Consider the following 20,226-nt stretch of genomic DNA (forward strand, 5'->3'; position numbering starts at 1 on the left):
TACGCTCCTTGTTTTAGTATATATGCATTTTTTTGAGTTTGACCAGAGCACTCAGCAGCAAAGCTCCTGTAAGCCCGGCACCGATAACCACTTCAGCCATAGCCACATCATAGGCACCTAAGCGTCCCCATGCGACAGATATCAATAAGCCAAAAACAATAAAAAAAACAATGGCCTGAAACAGGTCTTTACATGTAAGTGTTTTGTAGGCAATGAAGAGTATGGCACCTGCAAGCAAAGTATCGAACACCAATTTCATGAGTGTCAGCGTTTCCATATTTTTATTCCATTGCGAAAGGCATTTTTTGCTATTAAATGGGAGACACCTGCTCCTGCCAAAAAAACCAAAAACCAGATAAGCAGCAGCTTCCCTGCCGCAAAGAGTGAATCTGCCTGAAAACAGAGTGCCGTCACAATGAAACCAACACCAATATTATCCGCTTTGGTTAAAGCATGCAGGCGAGTGTAGACATCAGGCAGTCGCAAAAGACCGACTGTTCCTGCTAAAAAGAAAACTGCTCCAAGCAAAAGAAACACTACAGAAACAAGATCAGTCATTTTCACTCCTGGTGTCTTTGTTCTTACTGCTGCTTTGGACAAAGGCTATTGCCGTGACAGCTGCGAGTGAGGCAAAGAGCAAGGCCACATTACGCAAAGCGGCATTTTCATTGATCTGGGCAAGCAAAAGGAGTATGATAACGGTAATCGTCCCGAATAACTGTGATGCCAAAATACGGTCTTCATTCGTCGGACCATATACAAGACGCCATATTCCTGCAATCAGGTTTAAAAATAAAAAAATGACAAGCGTTATATAAAGAATATTCATCATTGCATGTCCCTATAATGTTATCGGAGTTCTAAATCCGGGAGGTTTGACTGCAAGAACAGAACAGTCTATCTGGTTGAGTATATCTTCCGCCGTATTTCCCATAATCACTCCTGCCAAACCGGTTCGCGCAACAGTACCCATGACAATCAAATCAATTTGTAGTTTTTGAACGAACCGGGGAATGATTTTATTTGCCTGGCCTCGTACGAGATGGATATTTGGCTGTAAAAACTCCAGCATATCGCCAACCTGTTTTTGTGCTGCATCATGCAGGAGTGCTTTTAGTTTTGCATGATGTGTGTTTTGCATCTCTTCCACATACGCAATAACCTCAGAATCGGGCATATTTACAAAGGCACCCTGCATAAGCGCTGCTTCTGGAGCATCCCATACATGCAGGATGTGCAGTTGGGCCAACTCACTGACAGCAAGAGAACTTGCCATTTGAAGAATCTGATGGTTTAGCTTCTCCTGGACATCCGCATTTTCTTTTGTTTCACTGTTGGTACCTACATCGACTGCAGCCAGGATATTGTTAAAAGAGGGAGAACTCTCTTTTTTGATAAACCAGACCGGACAGGGACATTTTTGCAAAAGATGCATATCATTGCTTCCAAACAGTCTGTGCATCCAGCTTGCATCTTCTGGCATCTTGATAACCAAATCATAATTATTTTGCAAAACATTGTAAATTATTTCATAATAAGGCGTTCCGAAAAATATTTTAATTGCAATATTACATTGATCTGAAAAAGCGCGTGTCATCTCTTCAAGCTCTTTTTGTTTCTCTTTTTTTGCAAAGGGAAAACCGGACTGGGCATTCGGAAGAACACTTGCAACGGTGAGGTTCGCCTGGTTGTCCTGTGCCAGTTTAGAGGCCCGTTGCAAAATATTCTGACTTTCCTGCGCATTTTCAATCATGCAGAGTATGTTTTTAAATCGTTTCATGGACACTTCCTTGAGTCGCTGTTTTTTTAGAAAATATATTATGGATATACTCTTCAATCAATGCAAGCTCTTTTTTGATATTTTTTCCGATATCCAGTACATGAATCAACAGCAGATCATTTTCAATGTCTACTGAAAGTGTACCCGGAAGCAGGTTGAGTACATTGACGATCATATCCTGTTCTATTGGCTTGCGAATGTGTAACTTATACTCTACCAAACCAGGATTTATGGGAAGATCGGGATGGAAAACACGCAGCATTACATCCACGCCTCCAAGAAGAGAGCGGATGAGATAAAACGGAATAAACCTCAGCAGTGCAGTGAAGTTCCAAAAAACAGGGGGAAGAAGCACAAGACTGATGAAAGCAGACAGTAAGACAGCAGGAATACCAATCCAAAACGAAGCAGGATTTCCTTCTGTCAGAATTATCCAGATAACAAGAAATAAAAACACTCTTTTCAATAGAATATATTTCATACTGACCCCCTTGCCAGGCACTTATTATAGTATTGTACACTCTTTTTCTGATTTTTTAAAAAGATTTATAGCGGTTCCCTGAGAATATATCTTAATTCTAACTCTTTTTCTATAAGTTTATAGTATTCGTTAAGAAGTTTTTGTTTTGCCTGCAGTGTGATAATTTCTCTTTGATTCAGTGTAAGCAGGTTTCCTATACCAAGTTTATAGCGCCTTCTTTGGGCATCTTCAACTTTTTGTTTCAGGGTGACCTCTTTTTTTGCAAGACGTATAACCTCTTTTTTTGTTTTTATCTCCTGCATCACTGTGATGATGGCAGTTTTTATTTTGCTCTTTTGGAGTGCTATTTTATTTTGTATTAAAAGCATCTCTTTTGTGTAAACGCCTTTTAGCCCCTTATAGGAACTTCTTTGCAAAGGGAGATTGAAATCAAAAGTTGCCTTATAGCCCTCTTTGTATTTCAAGTCATAGACACCATATAGATTGACGTCTAATTTTGGATACTTTTTGACTTGATTATATTTTTGCTTAATTGTTATCTCTTTTTTCTTTACATGTAATGACTTTAAAAGTAAGCTATTTGAAAAAGCTATTTGCATTGCTTTGTCTTGGGCTAACTCTATAGAGCTTTGTTTTGGCAGTTCTGGAAGTGTATAACTTTTATTAAAATCTTTTTTATTTATATTGAGATATTGTAAGAAAGAGTAAAAATTTTTCTGAAACTCTATATTGGTAAGTGCAACTCTCTGTTTTCTATTGATAATTTCACTTTCTATTTCTACTAATGCTATTTGTGGCAACTTTCCGGTTTGAATACTTTTTTGAATAAATTCAAAATTAATATATGCTTTGTCTAAAAGCTCTTTATTTGCTTGAAGCAGTTCTTTTTGAAGCAAAAGCTTATAATAAAGCTTTGATACATCAAGATAAAATTTAATTATTTTCTCTTGTGATTGTAATCTGGTTATTTTTGTTTTTTGTTCTGCGAGAGAGAGATTTTTTCGATTTTTACTGATACTGTTGAGAATGTTAAAAATTGGAAGATGTAGATTGATAATGCCTTCCCCATCTTTGGATGTTTTTATATTGTTGTATTCTTGTGTTCCTGTTGCTTGTCTGTATGCTGCTGAAAACTCTACTCCGTTTCCAAGAGATTGTTTAAGTCCTGCTTTTGTAAACTCTGCCAAAGAGAGCGGGTACTCTTTTTTTTCATATCTTGCATCAAGCTTTATATCAAAAGCACCTTGATAGAAAATTTCATTGTACTCTTTAATATAAATATCACCAACTTTTTCATAGTAAAAAGGGTTTTTCTCATTAAAATATTTAATGATATCTTTTTGCACAAATACTTCTTGTGCAAAACTGTAACTACTTAAAAGAATGACAAGGAAGCCTCTTATTCGCATTTAAAAACTCGATTCATCTATTTTTATATGTACCATTTTTGGTGGTTGTGCCGATATGAGTCTCCATATTTCGTACCATATTGGAACTGTTGAGAGACGCACCCATATTTTTGCCTGTGTTCCATTTCTTAAAAGTTGTGATGGAGGCCACTTACTGTCTTTTTCATTTTCTACAAGCAGTGCATAGTAGTTATTTTGATCATATGCTGTTTGTTCTGTTGTTGCAATTTTTCCTGCGTATGTCCCGTGAGAGATTTTTGGCCACCCTGAAATCTGTAAAGCGGGCCATCCATAAAATATTATACGGGCTTCGAGCCCTTTTTTAATGAGTGGCATGTTAAAGTTAGAGACTTCAAGACGAATGGCTCTTGTTGTTACTTTCGGAACAAAAAAGAGAATTTTATCTCCTTTTTTGAGTAGTTTGTTTGTATCATTTTGGTAAATTCTTACTACATAGCCATCTGATTTGGCTCTAATATCCTTGTTTTCATAACGTAAAAGATTGACATTGTCATTTTGCAGATTTTTTTTCAGTGCATTTATACTGTTTTGTGTTTCTAGTAATTTGTTCTTTATGGTATTTATTTTTTGCGTCAGTGTATTGAAAACTGCATCTTTCTCATTTTGAAGAACTGATATCTCTTTTTGAGCATTTTCTATTTTTGTATTGATGATTGAAAGTTCTGCTTTTGTTGCTATGTAGGTATTGTTTTGTACCTCTAATGCCCGTTTTGACTCTATACCATCTTGAAAAAGTTTTTGTGTTCTTTTAAAATTGATATATGCAATTTTTTTTTGGTTGATAAGTGCAATTTTTTTCTCTTGTAGAGCAAGAATTTTATTCTGCTGTTGTAATATTTTTGTGCTAAAAGCTTTCATTTTGTTTTCAAGATTTTCTTTTTGGTTACTAAGATTATTTTGTAAGTTTTCAAGTTTAATTGTAAGATTGCTTATCTGGTTTTTTGTCTGTTGTTGAATACTTTGGAGTCTTTGTTTGTAATCTTTATCTAAATCTCGCATTGAGAAAAGAAGATCCCCTTTTTTTACTTCTTGGTTCTCTTGTACATAAAATTTTTCTATTACTCCATCAACAGTTGCAACGATATCATATTCTCGTTCAGTTGGGTCTAATGCGATTACTTTACCTATGCCAAATACAGTTTGTTGCCATGGCAAAAAAAGTAAAATTATGAAAATTGATATGATAGAAAAAGTGATAAGCATCCAGTGTTTTATAAACTTGTGTGGCTCGGCAAGTTCTAATGATTTATATTTTTTCATTTTTCTTCACCTTCAAAGACTTTGGAAAGTTTGTCAATTTTATAAAATCCTTCAATCATATCATAGATATAATCTATTTTTTCAATAAACTCTTTTAAGGCTCCAACAACAGAGATAATAAGAATCTCTGCAGCAACAAACTCTCCAATAGGAACAATACCTTCAAAAACAAGGTAACCTCCTAAAATGAAAAACGATGCCAGAATAAATCCTTCCGTAGCAAAAGTAAGTGCAACCTGTTTAATGATTATTTTGAACATTTGTTGTCTTTTTGAAACATATATTGTCAAGTATTCATCCAGTTTAGATATTACGCTCTCTTTTGTATCATTTAAAAAGGGAATATTTTGTAAAAAATATATGGCATTGTGTTTTGCATCTGATCTTGCAACTGCACTTTTTGGACTTTTCCTTCCTAAAAATAGAACTATAACAACAAATATGAGTATAAATACCACTCCCATTACAAAAAATGAAATATCAAACAAAAGCAGTAAAAGTAAGCTAATGATAACTTTAATGATTAGGCTAGAACCATTTAAAAGTAAAATTGGAAAAAGTTTTTGTATATGTACAACATCAAAAAAGTAGTTCATATATTTGTCAATTTTATCTCTATTTTGAAGATTTTGTTTGTTACTCATTGAAAGCTCAGAGACTTTAATGGCATTTTTTACAAATATTTTCTGTTCAAATTTTTCTATTATGTACTCTTTTATGACCTGCAAAATAGCAATAAGTGAAAAAATAACAATGACAACAATACTTAAGACAGTAATAGAAATAGAAGCATGTGCCAATACACTATTGATAATAAATGCTGAGGTTAGTGGACTGACAAGGAGTAGAATTGCTTCAATAACAGAGTAATAGAGAAGATAAAAAATATTTTTTTTATCTTCTGATGCAATATTTTTGAGTTGCTTAAAAACATTGCTAAAAATTTCTTCATTTGTCATATTTGTTTTTTTCCTTATTTGTGTTAGATCTAAGTTGTCGGATTGTTTTTTCAATCGAAACTATAACATAAATCAGTACACCGACTGCAAATATACTGCCCCAATCATTCAAACTGATTGGTGCAGTATGAAACATTTTGTTCATAACAGGCAAGTATGTCAGTGCAACAGAGGCACTTATCATACAAAAGATGCCTATCCAAATCCAGGGGTTCTTAAAGAGCCCCAGTCTAAATGCAGAAAAACGAAGCGAACGGGAATCAAGCAGATAAAAAGACTCTCCCACTGCAAAAATATTGACCGCTACAGTACGGGCTTCTTCCAGACTGGCTCCATGTGTAAGGGAGAGTTCGAACAAGCCGAAAGAGCCCCCAAGCAGCATGATGCCAACCAGAAAAATACGAATGAGCATCTCTTTTCTTAATATCGGGGCAGAAGGTGCATGCGGTGGTTTTTGCATCAAGCCGGGCTCCTGCGGCTCAAATGCCAGGGCCAGTCCAAGAAAAACCGCAGCTGTCATATTGATCCATAATGCCTGAACAGGAAGAATAGGCAGTGTAACATTAGCTAAAATAGCGACCATAATGACAAGCCCCTCTCCAAGGTTTGTAGCCAAAATAAAACCAATAAACTTTATAATATTTTCTAGAACAGCTCGTCCCTCTTCAACGGCTGCTTCAATAGAGGCAAAATTATCATCAGTCAGTACCATGTCCGCAGCTTCTTTGGCTACTTCTGTCCCTGTAATGCCCATAGCAATACCTATATCAGCTCTGCGAAGTGCCGGGGCATCATTGACACCATCTCCTGTCATTGCAATAATTTCATTGTTTTTTTGCAATGCTTCGACAATACGGAGTTTTTGTTCCGGTGTGACTCTGGCAAAAACAGAAGCATTCTTAGAGGATGTAAGCATCTCTTCATCTGTTAAATATGTGAGTTCGCTCCCTGTAATGACGGCACTTTTTTTATTTTGTTCAGCATCTATCAGTCCCATTTGTCGGGCAATTGCTGTAGCTGTTAAGGCATGATCTCCGGTAATCATTTTTACATTGATACCTGCTGTTTTACATGCTTTTATCGAAACTATTGCCTCTTCTCTTGGAGGGTCCATCATGCCCTGGAGTCCTAAAAATTCTAAATTTTGAGAGATGTTTTCATGCTCAAGTGTTACTGCCCGCTCTATGATGAGTCTGGCAAAAGCCAAGACTCTAAGCCCCTTTTCTGCCATAGCCTCGACCTGCATGAAAATCTCACTTTTATTGAGAGGAACAGGCTTGGCATTTGTATTTAAAAATGTGCTACATCGTTGGGTAATGCTCTCTACGGAACCTTTAATGTAGATGATATACTTGTTGGACTCTTTGTCAAAATGCAGTGTCGCCATATATTGATACTGTGATTCGAAAGGGATGGCATCTACTCTTGGCATATCACTTCTGAGTGCATCTGTGTCAATAGCAGCTTTTTTTGCACAGACCAGCAAGGCTCCCTCTGTAGGATCTCCTTCAATGTTCCATGACTCTTTACTCTCTTTTAAAACAGAATCATTACAAAGCACCCCGGCTTTGAGGAGTTCTAATAAGGCTTGATTCGTGTGAGTATCATAAGTTTTTTCTTGTTGTATCTCTCCCTTTGGTGCGTACCCAATGCCTGTTACTGTAAACTTTTCATCTGCACAGTAGAGTTCTTGGACAGTCATCTCATTGCGTGTCAAGGTACCTGTTTTGTCTGAACAGATTATTGTGGTGCTTCCCAGAGTTTCTACCGCAGGCAGATGGCGAATAATGGTATTTCGCTTTGCCATGCGTGCGACACCGATGGCCAAAATGATTGTCATGACAGCAGGCAAGCCCTCTGGAATCATGGCAACACTCAAGGCGATAGATGCCATGAATAACTCCTCCCAGGAATTTCCATGCCATAGTCCTACAGCAAAAGTAACGGTAGCCAAAAAGAGAATGACCATCAGTAAAAGATGACTGAACTTGGATATTTTTCGCGTTAAAGGAGTTTCTAAGACGGTTGCATCATTGAGTAGTTTTGAAATATGACCTATTTCAGTCTCGTCACCTGTGGCAACAACAATACCAACTCCCGTGCCATAGGTTACAAAAGTAGAGGAATAGAGCATATTGGTTCGATCTGCAAGAGAAACTTCCTGCGGTAGTATTGTGTTCGTTTTTGCAACGGGGAGAGACTCTCCCGTAAGTGCAGATTCGTCTATTTGTAGTTCACGGGATGCGAGAATCCGCATATCGGCAGGCACTTTGTCTCCGGATTGCAGCAATACGATATCGCCGACAACAAGTCCTTTTGCGTCAATCTGTTGCTTTTTTCCCGAACGCACAACGGTACTCATCGTAACCAAAGATTCTGATAAAGCGGCCAGGGCATTGAGCGCTTTGTTCTCTTGAACAAAACCTATGATGGCATTCAGCAAAACAACACCGAAAATTACACTGGCATCAACATAGGCACCCAGATATATTTTGATGACAATAGCAGCCAGCAGGATATAGACCAGTGCCTGATTGAATTGACTCAAAAAACGCATAAGCGCAGATTTTGTTTTTTTGACACTTAAAAGATTCGGACCATATTTTTTATATCTGTTTTGTGCTTCATCTGCCCGAAGCCCCTCTTTTAAATCCGAGCTGAATATTTTCAGTATATCCTGTTCGTTGAGAGTATGCCAGTGCTTTTTCATATTTAACCCTCTTTTTATCTTAAAATCAGATAAATAATACTCTATTTAAGCTTAATGAAAAATGTAAGGTTTATCGTAAAGGAATAGACCATTTTGCATAGTAGGCAATAAGTCTCAGTGTCAGTGCGGCAAAAAAGAGAATGGCAAGATTTGTATATGTCGTTACATGTAAGGTATGCAGGGCATACAAAATAATAGCGATAAGAATGGAAACTGTACCGTAAAACCCTGTTTTTAATACAAAAGGCACCTCATTGATAATCACATCACGTGCAATACCTCCTCCCACTGCGGTCAGAAAAGCCATAGCAACAATGCCTGTAAGATTGAAGCCGCTCTGTATGGCAATCAGGGCTCCGGATATACTGAAAGAGACCAAGCCGATAGAGTCACTTAAAATGAAAAGAGCCCTGTTTTCTATGGAGTTGCGATGATGAAATTTAAAGAGAATCAAAAGAAGCAAAACAGAAATGACAATGAGGGCGGGATAGTTGTGTGAAAAGGTAAAAGGGATTTTTGCGACAGTGACATCTCTCATTATGCCTCCGCCAAGCGCTGTTAAAAAAGTTGCGACTAAAACACCGAGCAGATCAAGTTTGTTTCTGGTTGCCACAAAAAAACCACTCATGGAAAAAGCGATAATTCCTATGTACTCCGCTATTTCAAACACAGAGCAAGCCCTTCTACTATCGCCTCTTTTTCCAGGCTTTTGACTCTTGCTTCAAGAGAATCAACACTCTCACCGGGTTCTATCTGCAATGATTTTTGCAAAATGATTTTGCCCTCATCATAATTTTCATTGACTTCATGAATGGTGACACCGCTTGTTGTTTCTCTGTTTTTTATGACAGCTTCATGCACAAAGCGCCCATACATTCCCATCCCGCCATATTTTGGCAACAAAGAGGGATGTGAATTGATTATTGTAAAACCGGATGTCAGTAGAGGAGAAAGTTTTTTCATGTAGCCTGAGAGAAACACAAACTCACAGGCATATTCTTTAAGAAGCTCATAAATGGCTCTATTTGGGTCCGGGTCTGTTTTTGCATTGATGAGCTTACATGTAATCCCGTATTTTTTTGCTTTTTGCAAAACTTTTGCATCTGTATTATTGGAAATGACCAAAGCAATGTTTAAGGGTAAAATTCCAGCATTGACAGCTTCTACAATGGCATCGAGACCGCTACCGTTATGGGATGAAAGTATGGCTATATTCTTCATGTTTTTACCTAATCTTCAGTGTAATCAATGCTAAAATATTTGAGAGAATGGCAATAATCCAAAAACGGACGATAATTTTGTTTTCCGCCCATTTTTTCATTTCAAAATGGTGGTGAATCGGTGCCATCAAAAAGACTCGTTTTTTACGCAGTTTGAAGCTGCCAACTTGTAATATGACAGAGAGTGTCTCTATAACAAAAATAGAACCAATCAGGAGCAGAAGTATTTCACTTTTGCTGATAATTGCCAAGTATCCCAAAAAAGCACCTATTGTCAAAGAACCACTGTCCCCCATAAAAACTTCGGCTGGATGGCAGTTGTACCATAAAAACCCTGTAAGTGCACCTATAAGAGCACTGGCAATAATAGCTACTTCACTGACTTCAAAATGAGGCATGAGCAGATAAGCACTGATTTTGACATTGCCTATAATATAGATGATAATACTGAAAGTGGCGAGGGCAACGATGGAAGGCACTGTTGCCAGACCGTCGAGTCCGTCTGTCAGGTTGACTGCATTGGAAGTGGAAATAATGACCAAAACCCATAAAAGAACGGCAAATGCACCCATATCAAGAAGAGGTGTTTTTAAAAAAGGCACATACAAATCGGTGTTAAAATCAGCAAAGTAACATAAAAAACACGAAACTGCAAGGGCTGAAATGATTTGAAGCAGCAGTTTTGTTCTTGCTTTAAAGCCTGCAAGGTTTTCATTTTTTTTGATTTTTGCAAAATCATCCCAAAAGCCTATGAAGGAAAAAAGCACAAGGGTAAGCAGTCCGGCTAAAGCATAGGCATTGTCAAGACGAACCGTTAGGAGTGTGGCAATGATGGTAGCCCCGATAAAGACAATGCCACCCATTGTCGGCGTTGAAACTTTCTCCTGATGTCTTTGTGGTGCCCACTCGTTAATAGGCTGCACACTGGATGTTTTTTGGGCCCAACGTATAAATTTTGGCATCAAATACAATGTAAGCGTTAAGGCAATAAAAAAAGCGATACCTGCACGGATAGTGATATAACCTAAAATGTTAATATCGAGAAACTGGTGTATAAAATATAACAAATATGTGTCCTGATTTGAGTCTTGTTTAGAATTTAAAAGTGACATTATAGTATAATCACGCAAGAAAATTATTAATAGGAATAAAATTGAGTAAAAAAGCAATTTTAGTCATAACAGACGGCATTGGTTACTGTGAAAAAACAGAGCACAATGCATTTTATAATGCAAACAAACCTACATATGATAAACTTTTCAGTGAAGTGCCTCACTCGCTTATAGATACTTTTGGTCTGAGTGTCGGACTGCCCGAAGGTCAGATGGGCAACTCTGAAGTCGGACATATGAGTATAGGAAGCGGGCGTGTTTTGTATCAGGATCTGGTCAAGATTTCACTGGCACTCAAAGACGGTTCTTTGGAAAAAAACGAAACTTTACAGGAACTCTTTAAAAAATCTGACAGACTGCATCTTGTTGGACTGATGAGTGATGGCGGTGTGCATTCGCATATAGAACATTTTATGGGCTTGGCTGATATTGCGGCAAAAAACTCAAAAACGGTTTTTCTTCATTTGATTACGGATGGAAGAGATGTCTCACCTACTTCTGCACAGAAGTACCTTGAAGAGGTAAAAAAACATCTCAATGAAAATGTACAAATTGCTTCCATATCCGGTCGTTTTTATGCAATGGACAGAGACAACCGCTGGGAGAGAATCAAACGGGCATATGATGCGATAGTCAATGCCGAACCAAAAACGGATATGTCACCCGAAGCCTATATCGGGCACTCCTATTCTCTTGGTGAAACAGATGAATTTGTAGAACCGACGGCTTTTGAAGGGTATGACGGTATGCAAGAAGGTGACAGTGTACTGACAATAAATTTTAGAAGTGACAGAATGAGAGAACTTGTAACGGCACTAGCCGATGAAAATTTTACAGAGTTTCAAAGGTCAGTAGAACATGTCAACCTGGCAACCATTACTGAATATGACAAAAGTTTTCCCTATCCTGTGATGTTTAGAAAAGATGTGCCGAAAAATACGCTCGCAGAAGTGATTGCCAATGCAGGTCTGCGACAGTTACATACGGCAGAAACAGAAAAATACGCACATGTCACTTTTTTCTTAAACGGCGGCATTGATGAACCTTATGAAAATGAAACCCGGGTACTCATTCCTTCTCCTGACGTAAAAACATATGATATGCAACCGCAAATGAGTGCAAAAGAGGTTGGCGAGGCTGTTTTGAAGGCAATGGATGCAGAGTATGACTTTATAGTGGTTAATTTTGCCAATGGAGACATGGTAGGACATACCGGTGATTTTGAAGCGGCAAAAAAAGCTGTTGAAGCAGTGGATGCGGAGTTGGGAAAAATATATGCCAAAGCAAAAGAAAAAGAGTATGCCTTTGTGCTGACAAGTGATCACGGAAACTGTGAAGAGATGAAAGATGAAAAAGGTAATGTACTGACAAACCATACGGTTGGAAAAGTCTGGTGTTTTGTAGATGCCAAGGGTGTCGAAAAAGTAAAATCAGGCGGACTCAACAATATAGCACCAACGGTTTTAAAACTCATGGATTTAGAAATTCCTAAAGAGATGGATAAGAGTTTAGTCTAAATATAGCCGGCACTAAAGTACCGGTTCCATGGAGATGCCATTTTTTGGAACCCGTACTTCAGTGCGGGCTTTGCGTCTTACAAAAAAAATTAAAGGAAAATATAATGAAATTTAGCGGAAAAAATGTTTTAGTAACAGGTGCGAGTAGAGGAATCGGCGCAGAGATAGCAAAAACTTTAGCAGGTTTTGGTTTGAAAGTATGGGTAAATTACAGAAGCGGTGCAAAAGAAGCGGATGCGGTAAAAGAGGCAATCGAAGCAGAAGGCGGCAGTGCGGCGGTTATCGGGTTTGATGTAACCGATGAGGCGGCATTTATTGACGGAATAAAAACGATTGTTGATGCAGACGGAGAGCTTTCTTACCTTGTTAACAATGCAGGCATTACAAAAGACAAGCTGGCATTGCGTATGAAAACCCAAGATTTTATGGATGTAATCAATGCCAACCTGACATCTGCATTTATCGGATGTAGGGAATCAATGAAAGTCATGCGAAAGAAAAAATTCGGTTCGGTTGTCAATATTGCTTCTATTGTAGGTGAAACAGGTAACGGCGGACAGACAAATTATGCAGCGAGCAAAGGCGGGGTTATTGCAATGACAAAAAGCTTTGCCATTGAAGCTGCGACAAGCGGTATACGATACAACACGATTACACCGGGATTTATCGCAACGGAAATGACAGAAGTGCTGAGTGATGAGGTGAAAAAAAGTTTTACGGACAAGATTCCTATGAACCGTTTCGGCGATGCAAAAGAGGTGGCAAATGCAACAGCTTTTTTACTTTCGGACTATGCAAGTTATATTACGGGTGAAACTTTAAAAGTTAACGGCGGAATGAACATGGCATAAATGTCCTCTAAGATATTTATGCTATAATTACAGGATTTTAAACTTAAAAAACAGGAGCTATAATGGCACTTTTAGATGATATTAAAGAAGTAGTAGTTGAGCAGTTAAGCGTTAACCCAGATGAAGTAAAACCGGATTCAAAATTCGTAGAAGATTTAGGTGCAGATAGCCTTGATGTTGTAGAATTGGTAATGGCTCTTGAAGAAAAATTCGACATCGAAATTCCTGATGATGAAGCTGAGAAAATTCAAACTGTTCAAGATGTTGTAAACTATATCGAAAACAAGTAGTCAGTTTTTTAATTTTCAAAGAGGTTTTTCATCTCTTTGAAAGCAAATATTTTTAATAGTTAATTTTTTATTGATTTTTAAAAGTATTTTATTATTTTATGGAGAATATTCAATGAAAAGAGTGGTAGTTACAGGTCTGGGAATGATAAATTCAGTAGGTCACGATAAAGAGAGTTCTTTTAAAGCTATATGTGACGGCGAATGTGGAATTGACATTATTACTATATTTGACCCTGAAAAATTCAGCGTAAAAATTGCGGGAGAGGTTAAAGACTTTGATCCTGCTACGGTGATGCCTCCCAAAGAAGTAAAAAAAGCAGACAGATTTATTCACCTTGGACTCAAAGCTGCCAAAGAAGCGATGGAAGATGCCGCACTTTCTGAAGATACAGATATGGAAAGATTCGGAATCAGTGCAGGTTCGGGAATCGGCGGACTTCCTTCCATCGAAAAAAGCTCTGTTATTTTAGAGACGCGCGGACCAAGAAGAATTTCTCCGTTTTTCATTCCTGGTGCACTTGTAAATATGCTGGGAGGATTTGTTTCTATAGAACACGGAACAAAGGGACCAAACCTTTCAAGTGTAACGGCCTGTGCGGCAGGGACACATGCAATCAGTGAAGCCGTAAAAACTATCATATGCGGTGGCGCCGATAAAATGCTTGTTGTCTCGGCAGAATCAGCTATAACAGGTGTGGGTGTTGGCGGATTTGCCGCGATGAAAGCACTCTCAACGAGAAATGATGATCCTAAGCATGCATCCCGTCCTTTTGACGCAAATCGTGACGGTTTTGTTATGGGAGAGGGTGCTGCGGCACTTGTTTTGGAAACATATGAGGATGCAGTTGCGCGTGGTGCAAAAATATACGGTGAAATTATCGGTTTTGGTGAAAGCGGTGATGCAAATCACATTACAACACCATCATTAGACGGTCCTGCCCGTGCGATGAAAGCTGCCTATAAGATGGCAGGTGAACCAAAACTTGACTATGTGAATGCACATGGAACCAGTACACCGGTAAATGATAAAAATGAAACAGCAGCGCTGAAAGATCTTTTGGGCGGAAAAGAAAACTGTCCTCCGATGAGCTCCATCAAAGGACAGATCGGTCATTGTCTCGGTGCAGCAGGCGGTATAGAGGCTGTTACATGTTTGATGGCGATGCGAGACGGTATCATTCCTCCGACAATCAACTATGAAACACCTGATGAAAACTGTGACTTGGATTATGTTACGGAAGGTGCGAGAAAAGCAGATTTAAACATTGTTATGAGTAACTCATTTGGTTTTGGCGGAACAAACGGCGTTCTTATATTCAAAAAAATCTAATTGACAAGGATTTAATTTGGCTACATACTTAGACTTTGAATATAAAATAAAAGCTATTCAAGAAGATATAATCTCTGCACAGGTTCGTCATGATCAAGGCGCAGTTGAAGAGTTAAAAAAGAAATTAGACAAAGAAGTTACAAAGATTTATAAAAATCTTTCTGACTTTCAAAAGCTTCAACTGGCACGCCATCTTGATCGTCCTTATGCACTTGATTATATTAACCTTATTATGAAAGACAAGTATGAAATACACGGAGACAGACATTTTCGTGATGATGCCGCTATTCTTTGTTATATTGGGTATATTGACAATCAAAAAGTCATGGTTATCGGTGAACAAAAAGGGCGAGGAACAAAAAACAAGCTAAAGCGAAATTTTGGTATGCCGCATCCTGAAGGCTACAGAAAAGCACTCCGTGCCGCTAAATTAGCCGAAAAATTCAATATTCCGCTTCTTATGCTTGTCGACACACCGGGTGCCTATCCTGGTATAGGGGCAGAAGAGCGGAACCAGAGTGAGGCAATTGCCAGAAATCTGCTTGAACTTGCAGAGTTGAAAATTCCTACGGTTTCTGTTGTTATAGGCGAGGGTGGATCAGGTGGTGCTCTTGCCATCGGTGTTGCCGATAAATTTGCGATGATGCGTTATTCTATCTTCAGTGTTATTTCACCTGAAGGGTGTGCAGCAATTCTTTGGAATGATCCTAAAAAAGTAGAAACTGCCACAAATGCACTTAAGATTACCAGTGCAGATTTAAAAGACCTGGATTTGATTGATGACATCATAGATGAGCCTTTAATCGGAGCACACAGGGAAAAAGAAAAAGCAGCGCAGGTTCTTAAAGAGTACTTTTTAGAAAAAGTAGACGAATTAAAAGCCATGAGCGAAGAGGAGCGTATGGCAGCACGCTATGCAAAACTCACAAAACCGGGTGCTTTTAAAGAGTAGCCTTAGTGCTCTTTTTTTAATTCCAAAAGAGGATCAAATTTCGGGCGTTTGAGCCTTGGCGCCTCTTTTGAAAACTGTATCAAATCTTCTACCGTTTTTATATCTTCATCCAAATTCTCCAGGCTTAGCAAAAAGAGTCCATAGGTTGTAATAACATCACTCATGGCTCTGTGATGCCTGGCTTGCGGATTTAACTGCAGTGTTTCATTCAGATACGAAAGTGCATACCTGTAAGAGACAATAGTTCTTTCAGCCAAGGCAAGAGAACAGAGACTTCTGTTTAACAGTGGTTCCAAACCGATTTTTTGCAGGCTTTTGGATATAAAACTGTAATCAAACTTGACATCATGGGCAACAAACACGGCATTGCCCAAAAAGAGTTTAAATCGTTGCAGAACATCTTTGAGCTGAGGCGCATTTGTTGTATCATCGGCAGCTATGCCTGTAATCTCTGTGATATGAGGATTGATCTCTTTGGTATGAACCAAAGATTCAAATCTGTCTATTATCAATCCGTTTTTTACTTTGACAGCGGCAATTTCGATAATCTGGTGTTTTTCTATTTTTGAACCGTTTGTCTCGATATCAACGATGCAGAATTCTGCCTGATTGATGGGAATAAATTTTGTATCAAAATAGTAATATCCCTGGTGTTTGATTACATGTAAACCCTGTGCTTTCCAGAGTTCTATTGAGAGTTCAAGTTCTTCGTTGAGTTGCTCTTTGAGTGTTTTTAATGAGAGTCCGCGTGAAGAGAGTCGTGAAATGCTTTTGGCATCAAGATTAAAATTATCAGTGAGCATTGTGTATAAACTCTCTTACTTTAGCGGCATCTTTTTTCCCGTATGATATTTCTACACCACTGCTGACATCAAAAGCGTAAAAACCATATTTTTTCAGAGCCTGGATGTTGTCGGGAGTTAAGCCGCCAGCAAGAATAATTTTGGAACACTCAACTCCCTCAAACCATTCTGCATTGAGCTGTTTCCCCGCACCGCCGTATGCTTCGCAGTAGGCATCAACAAGTCTGTACTCATCAGCATATTGGAGTACATCTTCTTTTTTCTGTGCCCGTATAACTTTGATGTGAGGGATTTTCAGTGCCTCATAGAATGCCGCGTCTGCTTCAAAATGAATCTGGGCAAGTGTCGCGCCAACCTCTTTACATGTAGCATTGACTGTCTGTGCATCGACATTGACAAAGAGTGCTACTTTTTCAACAAAAGGAGGAAGTTTTTGTATAATATTTTTTGCTTTTTCTCGCGTAAGAAAGCGTGGAGATTTTTCATAAAATACAAATCCGAGTGCATCGGCTCCGGCATCAACAGCAACCATTGCATCTTCATAAGAGGTAATACCGCAGATTTTTGTACGCATTATATCTGAAGACTCTTTATTGCTTGGGCTCTGTCTTCGTGCTTAAAAACATAGCTGCCGGCAACGACAACATCAACGCCGGCTTCTTTGAGTGCATGGATGTTTTTGTCACTTACCCCGCCGTCAACCTGGATAAGACATTCGGGATTGAGTCTTTTTCTCATAGCATCAAGCTTTTTTGCCTTTGGAAGGACAGAATCTATAAAACTCTGTCCGCCAAAACCAGGATTAACACTCATTAAAAGTACCATATCCAAATCACCAAGAAGATATTCCAACTCTTCGGGGATAGTGTTTGGATTGAGCACTATACAAGGTTTGATGCCAAGAGAACGGATTTTTTGTATGAGCCTGTGCGGGTGTTTCTCCTCTTCTATATGAAAAGAGATATATTTGGGCTGCAGAGGTGCAAAAAGCTCTACAAAAAAGGTGTTGTTTTGGACCATAAGATGAATATCCAGGGGTTTTGTGGCAGCTTTGGCTATTGCCGAAACCACAACCGGTCCTATCGTCAGATTGGGTACAAAATGCCCGTCCATGACATCTACATGTACCAGATCACATCCCGCTTCACATATTTCCTGTACATCACGTGCCAAATTTCCAAAGTCTGCCGAGAGAACGCTAGGGGCTACTTGCATATTCTTCCTTTAAATTATTGTGGAATTATAAACTATAATAGCTTTTACCTTGTTAAGAAAAACAAAAATTTGTCATTATCAAAGGATAAATCAACCTGAACACCTTTTTTCCCTTTGGCAACTTCCAGCAGTCCGTCAACATCATGGTAGGTTCTAGGAAGGGTAATATCCACACTGATATGCTCATCAGCCAAAAGTGTTTTTACCTTTCCTCCGACAATATTGACAAGTTCTGCCAAAGTGTCAAGGATCAACTCTTTGTCATCCGTATTTTCTCCTATAAGTAGTTCGCAGGCTTTTTTCGCTATGCCAAGCGGAAAAACAAGCATAACCATGCCGTCAATGTCTCCGTAAAATCCGATAGAACTCGCTATTTTTCCATCTTTGTCAGTAATTTCAATTTTGTCTACTTTTGCTGCATCTTTGATAGCTTTTGAATTGGTCATCATCTCTATAGTGGCTACAGTCGCATCAATAAATCTTGGCAGTTCTGTCACCAGTACTTTGTTAAGTGCGCGTTTGTTTTTTGTCGCAGCTGCACTGCTGGCACCCAGTTCGTCCAAAAGTTCTTTGTTTTGCAAAATATCATCCATCTGTTCAAAAAACATGATGCCGGCATCTTCAAGCGTCTCTTTGAAAGAGAGAGGAGTTTTGTCAAAAGACATGCCTACAAAACATATGGTGGCATTGTATTCGGCAGAAGAGGATGCAAGTTTTGAGAAAAAATTAAGCGCATGAATGTTCATACTGACAACTCTGTAGGCATCAAAGATAAAAAGTCTAAAACCGACATGCAGGGAGTTGTTATGATAGGCTATATTAAAAGTATTGCCTATTTCCGCATCCAAAAATGAAGAGACGGTGTATATGATAGCATTGCCTGTGACCCTTGTTGCAACTTTCTGCCCCATTTGTCCGAGATATGTCTCTTCTATGATGACATCATAAGCATTTTCTACTTTTGCTTTTTGTAAAAACTCTTCTTTTGTCTGTGCAACTATCGGGTTGTGTCCATTGTTGTGCAACTCTATCGCCAAGGCTGCTCTTTGTGATTTGTCTTCGCTGTAGAGAAGTATATTTTTATTTTTTTCTTTGAATCCGTCTGCAAACAGAGAAGCGATTTTCTGGGTTTTAAAGAGGGAAAAATTTAAATCGTCATCGTAAAATTTTTTAAAAGCATCGTATTTCTTTTTGTCATAATCACAAAAACCGACGATTATATGGTTTTTGCTTCTGACTTTTTGAAACATTTTTACAAAAGTGTCCAGACCGTTTCTGTTGAAGAAAATAACTTTTTTTAGTGAAACAAGAATCATCGAAGCATTGCTTTTGAGTGTGGCCTCTATATCTTCTATGCTCAGAAATGAACTTCCTGAGGAACCGTCGAGGAATCCCTGAGGGTGAAATACACCGATCCCTTCTCTTATTACCGCTCTCATGAAATCTCCATCAGTGTTGAAAAGTCATCATAAATGTCGCTGACATAATCAATTTGAAAGTCAATAAAATCATTTAATCCGGCTTCAATAAAAACAGGTTTTGACAGGGTGTAAAAGAGCAGCAAATGCATCCATTTTCCAAGTTTGTTGTTTGTTTCATCCTGAGATGGTTTGATGCCGGAAGATGCCTGAACAATATCGGCAATATTTTGGGGCATTTCCCATTTTTGAGAAATTCTTTCGCATATATCAAACAGGTCCATATTGCATAGTCTTTGCAATATGGTGTTGAGATCAATTTCATCTACACTTCGAAGAAGCTGCACATCTTCAATTTTCTCACAAAAGAGTGCTTCAGATACTATGATACTTGCAGGGAGTAAAGCAACAGCACTCTGGAGATTTTTATCTTCTATCTGCAAATGGGCGGTGATTTTGTGCCAGTTAACAGAGAGTCCGGCCTGTAAATCATAAAAAGAAGATTTGTTCAGTTTGAAGAGTTTCCATTTTGCGGGAGAAAGCAAAGAGATCATATAGTTATAAGCCGCCTGCTGTGATCTTGATACCCCAAGTATGCCAAAAATCTGAGAAATATTTGTGACTTCATTTTTAAATCCGTACAAAGGTTTGTTCACCAGCTCTTTCAAATAGGCATTGAGTGCAGGATCATTCTGTGCCACTTTTGCCGCCTGCACCAGATCACCCTGATCTAGTAAAGCGAGCGTCTGCTTTAAAATCTTTGGCGATGGCGGTATTTTTTCTATAAATGCGTCTATCTGTTGTAATGTAATCAAATTTTACTGCTTTATGTTGGATATCGTATATTCTAACGAGATTAAGATAAAATTCAAATAAAGTATAAAAAGTATATTCTCAA

General features: G+C 38.4%; 22 protein-coding genes. 5 read left to right on the forward strand and 17 right to left on the reverse strand.

Features of this window, described 5'->3' with window-relative positions; translation table 11 throughout:
• Positions 1 to 13: 13 nt before the first annotated feature.
• The 12 genes from FJR45_RS03130 to mraY all read right to left on the reverse strand — a co-directional run bounded on the left by FJR45_RS03130 (position 14) and on the right by mraY (position 10,907).
• Positions 14 to 277 carry a Na(+)/H(+) antiporter subunit B gene (locus FJR45_RS03130; protein ID WP_193151305.1) on the reverse strand — a complete coding sequence of 88 codons (264 nt, stop codon included), beginning with the start codon at positions 275 to 277 and terminating at the stop codon, positions 14 to 16.
• Positions 265 to 558, reverse strand: a complete 294-nt coding sequence (gene mnhG, locus FJR45_RS03135) for a monovalent cation/H(+) antiporter subunit G (protein ID WP_193151306.1) — start codon at positions 556 to 558, stop codon at positions 265 to 267. The genes FJR45_RS03130 and mnhG overlap by 13 nt, the downstream gene beginning before the upstream one ends.
• Complete coding sequence (locus tag FJR45_RS03140; RefSeq protein ID WP_226068266.1) at positions 551 to 832, reverse strand: MrpF/PhaF family protein; 282 nt, start codon at positions 830 to 832, stop codon at positions 551 to 553. The genes mnhG and FJR45_RS03140 overlap by 8 nt, the downstream gene beginning before the upstream one ends.
• Before the next feature lie 9 nt (positions 833 to 841).
• On the reverse strand, positions 842 to 1,780 hold the full coding sequence (locus FJR45_RS03145) for a universal stress protein (RefSeq protein WP_193151307.1): 939 nt from the start codon (positions 1,778 to 1,780) through the stop codon (positions 842 to 844).
• The gene (locus tag FJR45_RS03150; RefSeq protein WP_193151308.1) at positions 1,767 to 2,261 is read right to left on the reverse strand and encodes a Na+/H+ antiporter subunit E; all 495 of its coding nucleotides are present in this window, start codon (positions 2,259 to 2,261) and stop codon (positions 1,767 to 1,769) included. The genes FJR45_RS03145 and FJR45_RS03150 overlap by 14 nt, the downstream gene beginning before the upstream one ends.
• 65 nt (positions 2,262 to 2,326) lie before the next feature.
• Positions 2,327 to 3,670, reverse strand: coding sequence for a TolC family protein (locus FJR45_RS03155; RefSeq protein WP_193151309.1), 1,344 nt, complete (start codon positions 3,668 to 3,670; stop codon positions 2,327 to 2,329).
• A complete protein-coding gene (locus tag FJR45_RS03160; RefSeq protein WP_193151310.1) occupies positions 3,671 to 4,951 on the reverse strand; it encodes an HlyD family secretion protein in 1,281 nt (426 codons plus the stop codon).
• A complete protein-coding gene (locus FJR45_RS03165) occupies positions 4,948 to 5,910 on the reverse strand; it encodes an ATP-binding cassette domain-containing protein (RefSeq protein ID WP_193151311.1) in 963 nt (320 codons plus the stop codon). Before FJR45_RS03165 ends, FJR45_RS03160 begins: the two co-directional genes overlap by 4 nt.
• On the reverse strand, positions 5,900 to 8,620 hold the full coding sequence (locus tag FJR45_RS03170; RefSeq protein WP_193151312.1) for a cation-transporting P-type ATPase: 2,721 nt from the start codon (positions 8,618 to 8,620) through the stop codon (positions 5,900 to 5,902). The genes FJR45_RS03165 and FJR45_RS03170 overlap by 11 nt, the downstream gene beginning before the upstream one ends.
• Positions 8,621 to 8,690: 70 nt before the next feature.
• Positions 8,691 to 9,290: a trimeric intracellular cation channel family protein gene (locus FJR45_RS03175; protein WP_193151313.1), complete on the reverse strand. Its 600-nt coding sequence runs from the start codon at positions 9,288 to 9,290 to the stop codon at positions 8,691 to 8,693.
• Positions 9,278 to 9,841, reverse strand: a complete 564-nt coding sequence (gene purN, locus FJR45_RS03180) for a phosphoribosylglycinamide formyltransferase (protein WP_193151314.1) — start codon at positions 9,839 to 9,841, stop codon at positions 9,278 to 9,280. The genes FJR45_RS03175 and purN overlap by 13 nt, the downstream gene beginning before the upstream one ends.
• A 4-nt stretch (positions 9,842 to 9,845) precedes the next feature.
• Positions 9,846 to 10,907 carry a phospho-N-acetylmuramoyl-pentapeptide-transferase gene (mraY, locus tag FJR45_RS03185; RefSeq protein ID WP_193151315.1) on the reverse strand — a complete coding sequence of 354 codons (1,062 nt, stop codon included), beginning with the start codon at positions 10,905 to 10,907 and terminating at the stop codon, positions 9,846 to 9,848.
• Between the two features lie 86 nt (positions 10,908 to 10,993).
• Between mraY and gpmI the strand changes: the two genes are divergently transcribed.
• From gpmI to accA, 5 genes are all read left to right on the forward strand, one after another.
• Positions 10,994 to 12,469: a 2,3-bisphosphoglycerate-independent phosphoglycerate mutase gene (gene gpmI, locus FJR45_RS03190; RefSeq protein ID WP_193151316.1), complete on the forward strand. Its 1,476-nt coding sequence runs from the start codon at positions 10,994 to 10,996 to the stop codon at positions 12,467 to 12,469.
• A gap of 104 nt (positions 12,470 to 12,573) precedes the next feature.
• Positions 12,574 to 13,320, forward strand: a complete 747-nt coding sequence (gene fabG, locus FJR45_RS03195; RefSeq protein ID WP_193151317.1) for a 3-oxoacyl-ACP reductase FabG — start codon at positions 12,574 to 12,576, stop codon at positions 13,318 to 13,320.
• A gap of 62 nt (positions 13,321 to 13,382) precedes the next feature.
• Entirely contained in the window at positions 13,383 to 13,610 is a 228-nt protein-coding gene (gene acpP, locus FJR45_RS03200; protein ID WP_013326372.1) for an acyl carrier protein, read from the forward strand.
• Positions 13,611 to 13,722: 112 nt separating this feature from the next.
• Positions 13,723 to 14,940 carry a beta-ketoacyl-ACP synthase II gene (locus tag FJR45_RS03205; protein WP_193151318.1) on the forward strand — a complete coding sequence of 406 codons (1,218 nt, stop codon included), beginning with the start codon at positions 13,723 to 13,725 and terminating at the stop codon, positions 14,938 to 14,940.
• Positions 14,941 to 14,956: 16 nt separating this feature from the next.
• Positions 14,957 to 15,892 (forward strand): acetyl-CoA carboxylase carboxyl transferase subunit alpha, encoded by a 936-nt coding sequence (gene accA, locus FJR45_RS03210; protein ID WP_193151319.1) that lies wholly within the window; start codon positions 14,957 to 14,959, stop codon positions 15,890 to 15,892.
• A 2-nt stretch (positions 15,893 to 15,894) separates the two neighbouring features.
• On the opposite strand, the gene FJR45_RS03215 is transcribed toward accA, so the two are convergent.
• The 5 genes from FJR45_RS03215 to FJR45_RS03235 are packed head-to-tail and all read right to left on the reverse strand — an operon-like array spanning position 15,895 to position 20,143.
• Positions 15,895 to 16,695 carry a 3'-5' exonuclease gene (locus FJR45_RS03215; RefSeq protein ID WP_193151320.1) on the reverse strand — a complete coding sequence of 267 codons (801 nt, stop codon included), beginning with the start codon at positions 16,693 to 16,695 and terminating at the stop codon, positions 15,895 to 15,897.
• Entirely contained in the window at positions 16,685 to 17,269 is a 585-nt protein-coding gene (locus FJR45_RS03220; protein WP_193151321.1) for a phosphoribosylanthranilate isomerase, read from the reverse strand. Before FJR45_RS03220 ends, FJR45_RS03215 begins: the two co-directional genes overlap by 11 nt.
• Entirely contained in the window at positions 17,269 to 17,910 is a 642-nt protein-coding gene (rpe, locus tag FJR45_RS03225; protein ID WP_193151322.1) for a ribulose-phosphate 3-epimerase, read from the reverse strand. Before rpe ends, FJR45_RS03220 begins: the two co-directional genes overlap by 1 nt.
• A gap of 44 nt (positions 17,911 to 17,954) precedes the next feature.
• A complete protein-coding gene (locus FJR45_RS03230; RefSeq protein WP_193151323.1) occupies positions 17,955 to 19,349 on the reverse strand; it encodes a chemotaxis protein CheX in 1,395 nt (464 codons plus the stop codon).
• Positions 19,346 to 20,143, reverse strand: coding sequence for an HDOD domain-containing protein (locus FJR45_RS03235; RefSeq protein ID WP_193151324.1), 798 nt, complete (start codon positions 20,141 to 20,143; stop codon positions 19,346 to 19,348). Before FJR45_RS03235 ends, FJR45_RS03230 begins: the two co-directional genes overlap by 4 nt.
• Between the last annotated feature and the right edge of the window lie 83 nt (positions 20,144 to 20,226).

The organism is Sulfurimonas sediminis, assembly GCF_014905115.1.
Classification (GTDB): domain Bacteria; phylum Campylobacterota; class Campylobacteria; order Campylobacterales; family Sulfurimonadaceae; genus Sulfurimonas; species Sulfurimonas sediminis.

Bases quoted from the DNA above. Each gene is read 5' to 3' on its own strand.
- rpe (WP_193151322.1), bottom strand. From the start codon at position 17,910: ATGCAAGTAGCCCCTAGCGTTCTCTCGGCAGACTTTGGAAATTTGGCA.
- FJR45_RS03220 (WP_193151321.1), bottom strand. From the start codon at position 17,269: ATGCGTACAAAAATCTGCGGTATTACCTCTTATGAAGATGCAATGGTT.
- FJR45_RS03150 (WP_193151308.1), bottom strand. From the start codon at position 2,261: ATGAAATATATTCTATTGAAAAGAGTGTTTTTATTTCTTGTTATCTGG.
- FJR45_RS03215 (WP_193151320.1), bottom strand. From the start codon at position 16,695: ATGCTCACTGATAATTTTAATCTTGATGCCAAAAGCATTTCACGACTC.
- FJR45_RS03140 (WP_226068266.1), bottom strand. From the start codon at position 832: ATGATGAATATTCTTTATATAACGCTTGTCATTTTTTTATTTTTAAAC.
- FJR45_RS03145 (WP_193151307.1), bottom strand. From the start codon at position 1,780: ATGAAACGATTTAAAAACATACTCTGCATGATTGAAAATGCGCAGGAA.
- FJR45_RS03165 (WP_193151311.1), bottom strand. From the start codon at position 5,910: ATGACAAATGAAGAAATTTTTAGCAATGTTTTTAAGCAACTCAAAAAT.
- FJR45_RS03160 (WP_193151310.1), bottom strand. From the start codon at position 4,951: ATGAAAAAATATAAATCATTAGAACTTGCCGAGCCACACAAGTTTATA.
- FJR45_RS03230 (WP_193151323.1), bottom strand. From the start codon at position 19,349: ATGAGAGCGGTAATAAGAGAAGGGATCGGTGTATTTCACCCTCAGGGA.
- FJR45_RS03205 (WP_193151318.1), top strand. From the start codon at position 13,723: ATGAAAAGAGTGGTAGTTACAGGTCTGGGAATGATAAATTCAGTAGGT.
- purN (WP_193151314.1), bottom strand. From the start codon at position 9,841: ATGAAGAATATAGCCATACTTTCATCCCATAACGGTAGCGGTCTCGAT.
- FJR45_RS03130 (WP_193151305.1), bottom strand. From the start codon at position 277: ATGGAAACGCTGACACTCATGAAATTGGTGTTCGATACTTTGCTTGCA.
- FJR45_RS03170 (WP_193151312.1), bottom strand. From the start codon at position 8,620: ATGAAAAAGCACTGGCATACTCTCAACGAACAGGATATACTGAAAATA.
- FJR45_RS03155 (WP_193151309.1), bottom strand. From the start codon at position 3,670: ATGCGAATAAGAGGCTTCCTTGTCATTCTTTTAAGTAGTTACAGTTTT.
- mnhG (WP_193151306.1), bottom strand. From the start codon at position 558: ATGACTGATCTTGTTTCTGTAGTGTTTCTTTTGCTTGGAGCAGTTTTC.
- acpP (WP_013326372.1), top strand. From the start codon at position 13,383: ATGGCACTTTTAGATGATATTAAAGAAGTAGTAGTTGAGCAGTTAAGC.
- fabG (WP_193151317.1), top strand. From the start codon at position 12,574: ATGAAATTTAGCGGAAAAAATGTTTTAGTAACAGGTGCGAGTAGAGGA.